The sequence below is a fragment of the Actinomadura rugatobispora genome (genome assembly GCF_042656285.1).
GTDB classification, from domain to species: domain Bacteria; phylum Actinomycetota; class Actinomycetes; order Streptosporangiales; family Streptosporangiaceae; genus Spirillospora; species Spirillospora rugatobispora.
On record NZ_JBHSON010000076.1, the window covers coordinates 62,027 to 73,687 of the forward strand.

Genomic DNA, 11,661 nt, shown 5'->3' on the forward strand with positions numbered 1-11,661 from the left:
GCGGCCGGGCCCGCTCAGCGCGCGGACCCGGAGACCTGTCCCGACACGTGCGCGGAGATCCGCGCGGCGATCGACCCCGCGTCCGGCAGCAGCGGCTCCGCCAGCACCGGCGCCGCGGGGATCCGCACGTCCGGGGCGCCGACGCGCAGCGGCGCCGCGTCCAGGGCGATCCCCGCCTCCGCGACCCGCGCCACGATCTCGCCGCCGAAGCCGCCGGTGACGTTGGCCTCGTGCACCACCGCCAGCCGCCGGGTGCGCGCCACGCTGGCCAGCACCGCGTCCAGGTCGAGGGGGTTCAGCCAGGTGAGCTCGAGCACCTCGGCCTCGATCCCGCCCGCGGCGAGCGACTCGGCCGCCGCCAGCGCCTGCGAGGTGACCGTGCCCCAGCTCACCACCGTGACGTCCCGGCCGGGGCGGCGCAGGTGCGACCAGCCCATCGGCCGCGCCGCCCCGCCCAGCTCCACCTCGGCCTTGTCGCCGAAGTACAGCGAGCGGTTCTCCACGACGATCACCGGGTCGTCCGCGTGCACCGCGCTGACCAGCGCGTCGTGCGCGTCCTGCGCGGTCCGCGGCATCGCCAGCCGCAGCCCCGGGACGTGCAGGAACAGCGCCTCCAGCGACTGCGAGTGCTGCGCGCACGCGCCCGGCGCGTTGCCCTGCTGCGTCCGGACGACGATCGGGGCGGGCGCCGCGCCGCGCGAGACGTACCGGGCGTTGGCCGCCTGGTTGACCAGCTGGTCCAGCGCGACCAGCGAGAAGTCCGCCCACATGATCTCCACGATCGGGCGGGCGCCCATCAGCGCCGCCCCGACCGCGCTGCCCAGGATCGCGGCCTCGCTGATCGGCGTGTCGAACACCCGGTCGCCGAACTTCCGGCGCAGCCCGCGGGTCACGCCGAAGACGCCGCCGGGCTTGCCGACGTCCTCGCCGTACAGGAGCGTCTCGGGCAGCTCCGCCAGCACCCGGGCGAGCGCCGCGTTGACGGCCTCGCCGTACTTGAGCCGGCGCGTCTCGGCCACCGGGGCCTCTCCCTTGGGCCTGGTGGCGGTGAGCTCAGGCATACACGTGGTCCTTCGCGCTCTGAGGGTCGGCCGGGGGAGCGGCCAGCGCGGCCGCGGCGGCACGTTCCATCTCTGCTTCGGCGCGCGTCCGCGCGTCCTCGATCTCGGCGGACGGCACGCCCGCCGCCTCCAGTTCCCGGGCCAGCCGGGCGATCGGCTCCTCCTCGCGGGCCCGGTCCAGCTCGCCCGGCCGCCGGTACTGCTCGGCGTCGCCGATGTAGTGGCCGACGAGCCGCTGCGTCATCAGCTCCAGCAGGGTGGGGCCCTGGCCGTCCCGGGCGCGCGCCACGGCGGTCCGGACGGCGGCGCGCACCGCGGACGGGTCGTTGCCGTCCACCCGCTCGCCCGCCATGCCGTACCCGGCGGCCCGCCGCCACAGCTCCGGCTCCCCGACCATCTCGTCGATCGGGGTCAGCTCCGACCAGTAGTTGTTCTCGCAGACGAACACCACCGGCAGGCGGAACGCGGCGGCCATGTTGAGCGCCTCGTGCGAGGCGCCCTGGTTCAGGGCTCCGTCGCCGCACACCGTCAGCGCGACCCGGCCGCTGCCGTCGAACCGGCCCGCCAGCGCCGCGCCCACCGCGATCGGCAGCCCGGCCCCGACGATCGAGTTCTCGCCGTGGAACCCGTGCTCGGGCGCGGTGAAGTACGCCGAGCCGCCCCGGCCGCCGTTCACGCCGGTGGCCCGCCCCGCGAACTCGGCGAGCATCGCCTCGGCCGGGACGCCGCGCGCCAGCGCCCACCCGTGCCCCCGGTAGGTGGCGAACAGCGCGTCCTCGGGCCGCAGCTCCGAGCACGCCCCGACCGGTCCGGCCTCCTGGCCGACGCTCAGGTGCACCGAGCCGACGACCGAGCCGTCCAGCCGCATCGCGCGCAGCTTCTCCTCGAGCGCGCGGATCCGCCACATGGCGTGCAGGTCGGCCAGCCTCCCCTGGACCTCCATCAATCCCCTCCTCCGTTCCGTACCGTCTTCCACTCCCGCACCGCGCCGGACGCGACCGCGGCGGCCTCGCCCAGGTAGCCGGACGGGTCCAGCGGGCCGATCTCCTCGCGCAGGTCGTCGGGCAGGTCCCGGGCGCACACGCTGACCAGGTCCTCCCCCTCGGCCCGGGCCCGGACGGCCGCGGCGTACACCAGGTCGTGGGCCTTCTCCCGGCCGAGCGCCGGGGCCAGCCGCATCATCAGCGCCTCGCTCATCAGCAGGCCGCCGTCCAGCCGCAGGTTGGCGCGCATCCGCTCGGGGAACACCCGCAGCGACTCCGCCGTCCCGGCCGTCAGCCGCACCGCCGCGGCGGTGTACTCCGCGACCTGCGGCACGGCCAGCCACTCGATCTGCCACTCCCCCGAGCTGCGCTCGTGCCCGGCCTCCATCGCCCGCGCCAGCAGCCCGGCCGCGCCCGACGCCGCGACCCCGTACCCGATCACCGCCTCGGACGAGATCGGGTTGGCCTTCTGCGGCATCGTGGACGAGGCGCCGCGGTGGTGCCCGTCCTGCTCGGCGACCTCCCCGACCTCGGTCCGGGACAGGTCCACCACCTCCCGCGCGAACCGCACGCAGGTCGCGGCCAGCAGCGAGCACACCTGCCCGAACCGGGCCACCCGGTCGCGCGCCACGTGCCAGGGCACCTCGGTGTCGACCAGGTCCAGCCGCCGGGCCAGCCCCGCCCGCACCCGCGCCGCGTCCTCGCCCATCGCCGCGTTGGTGCCGCCCGCGCCGAACAGCGACACCACGCCCACCACCGGCCGCAGCCGGCGCAGCTCGGCCAGCTCCCGGGTGACCTCGCCCAGGAACACCGCCGTCTTCGCACCGAAGGTGGTCGGGACGGCCTGCTGCGCGTGCGTCCGCGCGGCCACCACCAGGCCGGCGCCGGACTCGGTCAGCGCGGCCAGCGCGTCCCCCAGCTCCAGCGCCAGCTCGACCAGCCGGTCGCAGGACCGGACGAGCTGCAGCGCCAGGCCGGTGTCCATGATGTCCTGGGTCGTGGCGCCGTAGTGCACCCGCCCGTCCGGGCCCGGCGGCAGCTGCCCGGCGATCTGCCGGACCAGCGGCAGGATCGGGTACCCGACCGTGCGGGCGCCCTCCCACAGCTCGTCCAGGTCGATCAGCTCCGGGCGGCAGGCCGCCGCGATGGCCTCCGCGTCCTCCCGGGCCAGCAGGCCGGTCTCCGCCTGGGCCAGCGCCAGCGCCGACTCCACCCGCAGCCAGTCGGCCACGGTCGCCTCGGGCGACCAGATCTCCAGCATCGGCTCGTCGTGGTACAGCGCGGACAGCAGCCGGAACGCCTGCCCCATCAGTCCATCTCCAGTCCGCCGTCGACATTGACCGCCTGCCCGGTCACGTACGAGGCCAGGTCGCTGAGCAGGAACGCCACCACGCCGGCCAGCTCGGCGGGCCGCCCGTCCCGCTTCAGCGCGCTCGCCGCGGTCACCTCGTCCAGGTACCGGCGGCCCGCGCCGGCCCCGAACCTCCGCTCGCGCTCGGCGATGATCCCCTCCCACATCGGCGTCATGAACACTCCCGGGCACACCGCGTTGACGCGGATCGCCGGGCCGTAGGCCAGCGCCGCCGACTTGGTCAGCGACAGCAGCGCCGCCTTGGACGCCGCGTAGTGCGCCGCGTCCGGCCGTCCCGACCGCGCGGCCACCGACGCCAGCGTGACGATCGCCCCGCGGTCCATGACCTCGGCGGCCCGCTGGACGACGTGGAACACCGAGGTCAGGTTGAGGTCGATCACCCGCCGCCACTCCTCGGGGTCGAGCTGCGCCAGCGGCTTGGTCTGCATGACACCGGCGCAGTTGACCAGCCCGTCCAGGCCGCCGAGCGCCTCGGCCGCCCGTCCGGGCAGGGCGCGGGCCTGGTCGGGGTCGGCGAGGTCGGCCGCCAGCGGCACCGCCCCTGCCCCGGCGAGCCCGTCCTCGCGCAGGTCGGCCGCCGCCACGCGGGCTCCGGCACCGGCGAGGCCTTCCGCGATCGCCCGTCCCAGTCCCCCGGCGGCCCCCGTCACGAGGATCCGGCGCCCACTGAGTGCCAGCTCCACGGCCACCTCCGTTCAATCGTTTGACTGCCGCAGCAAGGTAACCGAGGACACACATCCGACACAAGCCCCCGACGACGTCGAATCTGTCGAATCCTGCGTCACCCGCGGCGGACGGGCATCAGATGTTCTGCCCCGCCCCGGACGGGCTCCGCCCGGCACCCTGCGGGCAGGGCCGATCAGGCGGGCGGGAGGGGCTCGTCCACGACGACGCGCAGGGGCTGGGCGAGGGGCCTCCGAGCGCGCGCCAGCTCCTCCAGCGCGCGGTCGACGGCGCGGTAGAAGCGGATCGCGGCCTCCTGCTGCGGCGCCCGCGGCTTCCACAGATCCCAGCGCATCCCGGCGATCCGCTGGACGAGGGCGGCCACCTGGCACCGGGTGAGGGAGATCTCCACCAGGCCGCCGGCGAGCGGGCCGGCGGGCTGGCCGGGACCGTCGTCCAGCAGCGCGTTCAGCGTCCGCCAGGTGGCGGGCCGGCACACCAGGTGCACCCGGTCCGGCGCGGCTCCCCCGTCGCAGAGCTCCCACATGGGCGGGTGCTCCCCGCGCCCCCGCCTCCGCTCCCGCACGGCGCGCAGGCCGCGCGAGACGAGAAGGCGCGCCAGCCGGCGACCGCTCCGCCCGCCGGGGCCGGTCATGCTTCCAGGGCCAGCAGCGCCCGCAGGGAGGCGGCCAGCGCGTCGCGGTCCGGGGGCTCCTCGTGCAGCATCACCCGGATCCACATGCCGTCGAGGTAGGTCGTGACGGCCACCGCCACGGGCCGGGGCACGTAGCCGGCCAGCAGGCCGGCCATCTCGTCGAACCAGCGGCGGGCCACCGGCCGCAGTTCGGGACGGTAGGCGGCGGCCAGGTACATCTCCGCCACCAGCACCGCCTGCCTGGTCTCCCGGGAGTACTCGGCGAACACCTCGGCCAGGGTGGCGGCCACGTCACCGCCGTGCGCCAGGCGCTCGCCCAGCATCCTCAGGTCCTGCGCCGCCCGCTCGCCGACGTACTCCACCGTCTGGGCGACCAGGTCCTCCAGGGAGGAGAAGTAGTAGGTGGTGGCGCCCAGCGGAACCCCGGCCCGTTCGGCCACCAGCCGGTGGGTGAGCCTGCCGGCGCCGACCTCGGCGAGCAGCTGGCCCGCCGCCTCGATGATGGCGCGGCGGCGCCCCTCCGGATCACGGGAAGCACCCACGGCGCGCCTTCCGTCCAGGCGATGTGTACATCAGTACTAGTATCAACGTACACAAAGGTCCCGCAACGCCCTCCCGGCGCGTGCGCGCGGGGTCAGCGGGAGGCGGCGCCGGCCTCGGCGGCGGGCTCCTCGAACATGCCCCGGCCGCGGAAGAGCTTGACCACCAGGTCGCCCTGGTTGCGCAGCATCTTGGCGTACTCCTCCTCCGCCTTGGCCGCGTCGCCCTTCTTGATCGCCCGCACGATCGCCGCCGTACCGCGCTTCTCCACGCCGTGCGCGCCGGGCACCAGCTCGAAGAAGTTGCCCGGGACGATCCCGGTCATCTGCTTGAGCATGCTCTTGAGGCGGGGCGACTGCGCGCCGTCCACCACCAGGCGGTGGAACCGCATCGTCAGCTCCTGCAGCGACTCCGGGCTCTCGGCCTTGGCGATCTCGCGCTGGACGGTGGCCAGCCTGGCGCCCAGTTCCGCGCCCTGCCGCTCCACCGCGCGCCGCACCGCGAAGCCGTAGAACAGCCCGTACAGCTCGTAGTGGTCGCGCACCGCCGACTCGTCCAGCGCGTTCACGAAGGCGCCGCGATGGGCGATGATCGTCATCCAGCCCTCGCGCTCCAGCGCGATCAGCGCCTCCCGCACCGGGATCCGCGACACGCCCAGCGCCTGCGCGATCGCGTCCTGCGGGACCCGCTGCCCCTGCCGCAGCACCCCGTCGAAGATCAGCCGGCGCAGGTAGAGCCGCACCTGCTCGCCGCTGCTCATCCGGGAGAGATCGTGCCCCGGCAACACCTCGCCCCAGTCCTGCATCATGCCCCCCTGCGGTCGTGGTCCGTCCGTGCCGGCCGACGACGGCGGCCCCGTCCATCACCCAGAAGATATACTTTAGTCGGTATCCAATCACTCCGCGTACGGACGGGTCCGCCGGTCCCCCGGGGTGGCGCGCGGTGACGATGCACTCTGCCGCCAGAGGGGAGACGCCACCACCGATGACCGAGCGCAGTCTGCGGGAACAGCGCCGGGAGCGGCGCCGGGCGCTGAGCAGGGACCAGATCCTCGACTCGGCCGAGCAGGTGTTCGCCCGCGCCGGCTACCACGAGGCGTCCCTGCGCGAGATCGCCGAACTGGCGGAGTTCTCGGTCGGGACCGTGTACGGCCTGTTCACCGGCAAGGACGAGATCTACCGCGAGGTCATGCTGCGCCGCGCGGCCGAGTTCCTGCCCGGCATGCGCCGCATCGTGGCCTCCGACCTGCCGCCGCGGCGCCGGCTGCTGGACCTGGCCGACTGGCAGGTGGGGTTCTTCCGGCGGTTCCCGCAGTTCGGGCGGCTGGTGCTGCGCGGCGGGGCGATCGCGCCGCCGCTGTCGGAACCGCCCGGCGACGGCCGCATCCTGGAGAACTTCCGCGCCGCCCAGCGGATGCAGGCCGAGCTGTTCCGGCTCGGCCAGGAGGCCGGGGACCTCAGGGACGGCGACCCGGTGCTGCTCGCGCGGATGTTCACCGGCCTGGTCAGCGCGTTCCAGATCACCGAGCTGGACGCGGGCGCGCCGCCCTCGGAGGCCGAGGGACGGCTCGCCCTGGGCCGGCTGCACGAGGTCCTCGGCGCCGCCTTCGCGGTGGAGGGCCCGCCCGCCGGGGGCGCTGGACGGTGACGCCCGGCGGCCTCAGCCTTCGGGGAGGTCGAGGCCGAGGAGGCGGATGGCGTTGCCTCGGGCGATCTTGTGGACGGACTCCCGGTCGAGGTGGCCGAACTGGAGCGCGGCCGCCTCGCGCGAACGCGGCCAGGTGCCGTCCTGGTGCGGGTAGTCGGTCTCGAACATCACGTTGTCCAGGCCGACCTTGTGCAGGATCTCCACGCCCACCTCGTCCTTGAAGAAGCAGCTGTGGATCTGCCGGTGGTAGTACATCGAGGGCGGCTCAGGGCAGTTGTCGCGGGTGTGCGCCCAGCCGCGGTGGGTCTCCCAGACGTCGTCGATCCGCTCCAGCAGGTACGGGATCCAGCCGATCTGCGCCTCCGCGTACAGCAGCTTCAACCGCGGGAAGCGGTGCAGCACGCCGGAGAACAGGAAGTCGGTCATGCTGGCCACGCTGTTGCCGAAGATGATGGTGGCGCCCACCGCGGGCGGGGCGTCCGCCGAGGTCTGCGGGGTCTTGGTGCCCGAGCCGATGTGCATGCACAGCACCGTCCCGGTCTCCTCGCACGCGGCGAAGAACGGATCCCAGTAGCGCGCGTGCAGGCTCGGCAGGCCGAGGTAGGCGGGCAGCTCGCTGAACGCCACCGCGCGGACGCCCCGGGCCGCGTTGCGGCGGACCTCGGCGACGGCCAGCTCCACGTCCCACAGCGGCACGACGCACAGCGGGATGAGCCGGCCCCCGGACGAGCCGCACCACTCCTCGACCATCCAGTCGTTGTAGGCCTCGACCGACAGCCTCGCCAGCTCGCGGTCCTTGCCCCACAGGAAGATCTGCCCGCAGAACCGCGGGTAGTTGGGGAAGCACATCTGCGCCTGGACGCCGTTGACGTCCATGTCGGCGAGGCGTTCGGAGGGCTGCCAGCACCCGGCGCGCATGTCGTCGTAGGTGATGCCCTCGTTGGTCACCTCGTCGGCGGGCACGCCCGCCGCGGCGATGTAGCGCTTGATCTGGCTCCGGGCCCCCTCGTAGACCCACCAGGCGACGTCGGGGCCCTCGGTTCCCGGGGTCTCGACGTACCGGCCGTCCACCAGCTCGACCTCGCCGGCGGGGGCGTACTCGATCCGCGGCCCGGCCTCGCGGTGGCGGGCGGGCAGCCGGGTGCTCCACAGGTCGGGGGGCTCGACGACATGGGCGTCGACGTCGACCAGCGGCGGGATCTTCGCCAGCCGCTCCCCCAGGAGGTCCGGGCGGGCCACCTGTTCGGTCACGGGCTTCTCCTTATACTGGATTCTTTATACATGTTACGTGTCGAGGGAACCTTTGACGAGCCCCCGGGCGGCTCAGACCGCGCCGAGGGTGCCGGCGGCCTCCTCGCGGGTGGCGGCGCCGACCGGCGCCAGGAGGGCCGCGACGGTCATGTCGACGAGATTGCGCGCCACCAGGGGCAGCGGCAGCGGCTCGCGCCGGCGCTCCGGCGCGTCCTCCAGCACCGCCCGGTCCGCGAGCACGTGCATGGCCGACTGCGACGCCACGACCAGCCGCTCGACCGCCAGGTCGCGGGGCATGTCCGCGGCCATGATCTCCACCAGGGCGCGCCCGGCGAGAGTCAGGGACGGGTCCACGACGGACCGCACCTCCTCGATCGCCAGCCGCGGCTGGGCCAGCACCGAGGTCCAGACCCGGACGCCGTGCCGCTGGCGGGCGCCCAGGCCGATGTACTCGGCCACCGGGAGGACGATCACCTCGACCAGCCCGCGCACGTCCCGCCCGGTCCCGGTCGCGGTCGCGGCGACCCGCGCGTACAGCTCGTCGTGCCGGTCGCGCAGCCAGTCGCCGTGCCGGCGCATGATCGCGCGGAGCAGGCCGTCCCGGCCGCCGAAGTGGTAGTGCAGGGCGGCGGTGTTGCGCTGGCCCGCGGCGGTGTTGATCTCGTTGAGCGACACCCCGGTGATGCCGCGCTCGGCCATCAGCCGCTCCGCGGCGTCCAGGATCCGCTCCCGCGTCTCCGCCCCGCGCGGGCCGGGGGACCGTTCAGACACCGCTGCCTTCCAGCCGCTTGACCCGGGGCGGCAGCCACGGCCGCTCGGGGACGCCCTCGCCGTAGAACTGCCCGGCCCAGTGCCGGAACTCGATGACCGGGCCGTCCCCGCGGATCAGCAACGGCTTCTCGACGTAGACCTTGTTCTCCCAGATCGGGATGTCCTCGGCCACGGCGTCCACGAACGTCTTGATCATCTTCGCGGAGAAGTCCTTCATCGACTCCGGCACGGTGAAGACCCAGCGGATGTGCACGTTCTCCTCGTCGACCGGCGTCACCGAGGACACGAACGACATCACGCCCTTGAGCCGCAGCGCGCCCAGCCCCAGCCCGTAGGACTTGCGGGTGAAGTCGAGCGGGTAGAGCTTGCCGCTCTTGCTCCTGAACTCCTGGCGCTCGGTGACGGTCTTGACGAAGCCGTCGTACTCCACCTCGCCGCCGGGCACGGTGTCCATCCCGTGCACGTACTTGAAGTGCACGTAGTCGGCGTTGTTCTCGGCCATCTCCTGGCAGCAGGTGGCGATCTCGAACTCGTGGAAGACCGGGTCGGTCCAGTCCTCCTCGTCGAACTCCTCCATCACCGGCATGTCGATGTACGGCTCGGCGCCGCCCAGGTGGTGCCAGGCGAAGACCAGCCCGAACCGCTCCACGACCGGGTACGCCCGCACGACCGCCTTGGGCGAGGGCTCGGCGTCGGTGTAGGGCACGTCCAGGCACCGGCCCGACACGCCGTCGAAGCGCCAGGCGTGGAACGGGCACTCCAGCAGCTCGCCGGCCACCTTGCCGCCGTGGGCGAGGCTGGCGCCCAGGTGCGGGCAGTAGGCGTCCATGACCCGGGCGTCGCCCGAGGCCGTGCGGTACAGCACCAGGTCGCGGCCGAAGTAGCGGGCGGGTTTGACCTCGCCGGCCGCCAGCTCGTCGCTGCGCGCGACGGCGAACCAGCCGTTCGGGACGGGGAACGGGAAGCGCGGCATGCGTTCCTCCTCGGAAATAAAGAGGTCTCTTCAATCGACGGTAACACCGGCTCGCGGGCCCCGGCCAGCCGGGGCGGCCGACCACACCTGCGATTCACACTTGATTTTATATATAATAAAACGTCAGCGGTGTCCGTGGAACGGAGGGCGAGGGTGGCGGAACTGGTGCGGCTTTCGGTGCGGGACGGCGCCCTCGTCAGAGCGGACGGGAGCGCGCCGTGAGCCCCGTACCGCCCGGCTCGCCCCTGCCGGCCCCCGACGACTCGCTGGTCCGGCGCAGCAGCGGCGAGCAGGCGGCGCTCTACATCCGCAGGCTCATCTTCGACGGGCGGCTGCGGCAGGGCGACCGCGTCCCGCAGGGCGACATCGCGCGCGCCCTCGGCGTCAGCCGGATCCCCGTCCGGGAGGCGCTGCTGTCGCTCGAACGCGAGGGCTGGATCACGATCAGGCCCCATCGCGGCGCGTTCATCGGCTCGCTCGACGAGGCGGCCGTGCGCGACCACTACGCGCTGTACGGGCTGGTGTTCGGCTTCGCGGCCCGGCGCGCCACCGAGCGCCGCACGCCGGAGCTCGCGAACCGGCTCTCCGATCTGTGCGCGGCGCTGCAGCGCGAGGACGATCCCGCGGCCGTGGCCGAGCTGAACCGGGAGTTCGACCGGCTGATCCTGGAGACCGCGAGCTCGCCGCGGCTGCGGGCGGTGCTGCGGGCAATGGTCGGGGTCGTGCCCGGCAACTTCTTCGCGCTGGTCCCGGGGGCGATCGAGGCCGAGCGGGCAGGGAGCCGGGCGATCCTGGACGCGGTCCGCGCGGGCGACCCCGGCCGCGCCGCCGACGCGTACGCGCGGATGCTGCGGCGCCAGGGCGACCTGGTCGCGCTGCTGTTCCGGGAGCGCGGCCTGTTCGCCGCGTCCGGCCCTCAGCTGCCGGTGTAGCGCGGCTCCCGCCCCTCGGCCCGCGCGACGCGGAACTCGCCGTAGTCGCGGGACCCCTGGACGAAGGTCTGCGCGATCAGCTCCTCCGCCATGGACGCCCTCACCTGCGGCTCGCCGAGGCTCCGGATCGTCCGGCGCGCCATCCGGACGGTCAGGAACGGCGCCGCGGCGACCTTCTCCGCCATCTCCCGGACGGTCGCGTCCAGGTCCGCGCGCGGCACGACCCGGGACACGATCCCGTGCCGGAGGGCCTCCTCGGCGTCCATCGCGCGGCCGGTGAGGACCAGGTCGGAGGCGACGCCGTGCCCGCAGATCTGGAACAGGCGGGCCACCCCGCCGGTGTCGGGGATGACGCCGTGCGCGACCTCGGGGAGCATGAAGCGCGCGTCCTCGGCCGCCACCCGGACGTCGCACAGCAGGGCGCGCTGGAACGAGGCGCCGATCGCCCACCCCTGCACGGCCACCAGGACCGGGACCTCCAGGTCCAGCAGCCGCTGGATGCCGCGGTGCCCGCGGGTCATCAGCTCGTGGTGGGTCAGTTCCGCGGTTCCGGCGCCGATCGCGCCGACGTCGCGTCCCGAGGAGAACGAGCGGCCCTCGCCCCGCCAGATCACCGCGCGGATCCGCGCGTCGGCGGCGATCTCCTCCAGGATCTCGAACAGCCTGAGGTCCATCGCGTCGTCGAAGGCGTTGTGCTTGCCGGGATGGTCGTTGGTGATGACGGCGACGGGTCCGTCGGTCTCGTACCGGATCCGGTCCCCGGCGGGTGGCGCGTCCGCCATGCTCGCCCCTTTCAGCGTCGTGGGGTCGTGG

The 11,661-nt window shown here is 73.9% G+C and carries 13 protein-coding genes; 2 read left to right on the forward strand and 11 right to left on the reverse strand.

The features are described 5' to 3' along the window. Positions 1 to 14: 14 nt before the first annotated feature. From ACFPZN_RS40105 to ACFPZN_RS40135, 7 genes are all read right to left on the reverse strand, one after another. Positions 15 to 1,061 (reverse strand): alpha-ketoacid dehydrogenase subunit beta, encoded by a 1,047-nt coding sequence (locus ACFPZN_RS40105; protein ID WP_378287807.1) that lies wholly within the window; start codon positions 1,059 to 1,061, stop codon positions 15 to 17. Beyond that, positions 1,054 to 2,004 carry a thiamine pyrophosphate-dependent dehydrogenase E1 component subunit alpha gene (locus ACFPZN_RS40110; protein ID WP_378287808.1) on the reverse strand — a complete coding sequence of 317 codons (951 nt, stop codon included), beginning with the start codon at positions 2,002 to 2,004 and terminating at the stop codon, positions 1,054 to 1,056. The genes ACFPZN_RS40105 and ACFPZN_RS40110 overlap by 8 nt, the downstream gene beginning before the upstream one ends. Continuing rightward, on the reverse strand, positions 2,004 to 3,353 hold the full coding sequence (locus ACFPZN_RS40115; protein ID WP_378287809.1) for a class-II fumarase/aspartase family protein: 1,350 nt from the start codon (positions 3,351 to 3,353) through the stop codon (positions 2,004 to 2,006). Before ACFPZN_RS40115 ends, ACFPZN_RS40110 begins: the two co-directional genes overlap by 1 nt. After that, positions 3,353 to 4,099 (reverse strand): SDR family NAD(P)-dependent oxidoreductase, encoded by a 747-nt coding sequence (locus ACFPZN_RS40120; RefSeq protein WP_378287810.1) that lies wholly within the window; start codon positions 4,097 to 4,099, stop codon positions 3,353 to 3,355. The genes ACFPZN_RS40115 and ACFPZN_RS40120 overlap by 1 nt, the downstream gene beginning before the upstream one ends. A 176-nt stretch (positions 4,100 to 4,275) precedes the next feature. Next, positions 4,276 to 4,734 carry a hypothetical protein gene (locus ACFPZN_RS40125; protein WP_378287811.1) on the reverse strand — a complete coding sequence of 153 codons (459 nt, stop codon included), beginning with the start codon at positions 4,732 to 4,734 and terminating at the stop codon, positions 4,276 to 4,278. After that, positions 4,731 to 5,276, reverse strand: a complete 546-nt coding sequence (locus ACFPZN_RS40130) for a TetR/AcrR family transcriptional regulator (protein WP_378287812.1) — start codon at positions 5,274 to 5,276, stop codon at positions 4,731 to 4,733. The genes ACFPZN_RS40125 and ACFPZN_RS40130 overlap by 4 nt, the downstream gene beginning before the upstream one ends. A gap of 92 nt (positions 5,277 to 5,368) precedes the next feature. Then, positions 5,369 to 6,082, reverse strand: coding sequence for a GntR family transcriptional regulator (locus ACFPZN_RS40135; protein WP_378287813.1), 714 nt, complete (start codon positions 6,080 to 6,082; stop codon positions 5,369 to 5,371). Positions 6,083 to 6,258: 176 nt separating this feature from the next. Here ACFPZN_RS40135 and ACFPZN_RS40140 point away from each other — a divergent pair, with 176 nt between their 5' ends. Next, on the forward strand, positions 6,259 to 6,921 hold the full coding sequence (locus ACFPZN_RS40140; protein WP_378287814.1) for a TetR/AcrR family transcriptional regulator: 663 nt from the start codon (positions 6,259 to 6,261) through the stop codon (positions 6,919 to 6,921). Between the two features lie 12 nt (positions 6,922 to 6,933). On the opposite strand, the gene ACFPZN_RS40145 is transcribed toward ACFPZN_RS40140, so the two are convergent. The 3 genes from ACFPZN_RS40145 to ACFPZN_RS40155 form a co-directional block, all read right to left on the reverse strand. After that, positions 6,934 to 8,172, reverse strand: a complete 1,239-nt coding sequence (locus ACFPZN_RS40145; protein ID WP_378287815.1) for an amidohydrolase family protein — start codon at positions 8,170 to 8,172, stop codon at positions 6,934 to 6,936. A gap of 72 nt (positions 8,173 to 8,244) precedes the next feature. Then, positions 8,245 to 8,943 (reverse strand): TetR/AcrR family transcriptional regulator, encoded by a 699-nt coding sequence (locus tag ACFPZN_RS40150; RefSeq protein ID WP_378287816.1) that lies wholly within the window; start codon positions 8,941 to 8,943, stop codon positions 8,245 to 8,247. After that, positions 8,936 to 9,916 (reverse strand): Rieske 2Fe-2S domain-containing protein, encoded by a 981-nt coding sequence (locus ACFPZN_RS40155; protein WP_378287817.1) that lies wholly within the window; start codon positions 9,914 to 9,916, stop codon positions 8,936 to 8,938. The genes ACFPZN_RS40150 and ACFPZN_RS40155 overlap by 8 nt, the downstream gene beginning before the upstream one ends. Positions 9,917 to 10,134: 218 nt before the next feature. Here ACFPZN_RS40155 and ACFPZN_RS40160 point away from each other — a divergent pair, with 218 nt between their 5' ends. Further along, positions 10,135 to 10,848: a GntR family transcriptional regulator gene (locus tag ACFPZN_RS40160; RefSeq protein ID WP_378287818.1), complete on the forward strand. Its 714-nt coding sequence runs from the start codon at positions 10,135 to 10,137 to the stop codon at positions 10,846 to 10,848. On the opposite strand, the gene ACFPZN_RS40165 is transcribed toward ACFPZN_RS40160, so the two are convergent. Beyond that, positions 10,833 to 11,630, reverse strand: a complete 798-nt coding sequence (locus ACFPZN_RS40165) for an enoyl-CoA hydratase/isomerase family protein (RefSeq protein WP_378287819.1) — start codon at positions 11,628 to 11,630, stop codon at positions 10,833 to 10,835. The genes ACFPZN_RS40160 and ACFPZN_RS40165 overlap by 16 nt on opposite strands. Positions 11,631 to 11,661 lie beyond the last annotated feature (31 nt).

What these genes read in the sequence shown, in the direction of transcription:
- ACFPZN_RS40115 (WP_378287809.1), bottom strand. Translation starts at nt 3,353, where the DNA reads ATGGGGCAGGCGTTCCGGCTGCTGTCCGCGCTGTACCACGACGAGCCG.
- ACFPZN_RS40110 (WP_378287808.1), bottom strand. Translation starts at nt 2,004, where the DNA reads ATGGAGGTCCAGGGGAGGCTGGCCGACCTGCACGCCATGTGGCGGATC.
- ACFPZN_RS40165 (WP_378287819.1), bottom strand. Translation starts at nt 11,630, where the DNA reads ATGGCGGACGCGCCACCCGCCGGGGACCGGATCCGGTACGAGACCGAC.
- ACFPZN_RS40125 (WP_378287811.1), bottom strand. Translation starts at nt 4,734, where the DNA reads ATGACCGGCCCCGGCGGGCGGAGCGGTCGCCGGCTGGCGCGCCTTCTC.
- ACFPZN_RS40105 (WP_378287807.1), bottom strand. Translation starts at nt 1,061, where the DNA reads ATGCCTGAGCTCACCGCCACCAGGCCCAAGGGAGAGGCCCCGGTGGCC.
- ACFPZN_RS40140 (WP_378287814.1), top strand. Translation starts at nt 6,259, where the DNA reads ATGACCGAGCGCAGTCTGCGGGAACAGCGCCGGGAGCGGCGCCGGGCG.
- ACFPZN_RS40155 (WP_378287817.1), bottom strand. Translation starts at nt 9,916, where the DNA reads ATGCCGCGCTTCCCGTTCCCCGTCCCGAACGGCTGGTTCGCCGTCGCG.
- ACFPZN_RS40135 (WP_378287813.1), bottom strand. Translation starts at nt 6,082, where the DNA reads ATGATGCAGGACTGGGGCGAGGTGTTGCCGGGGCACGATCTCTCCCGG.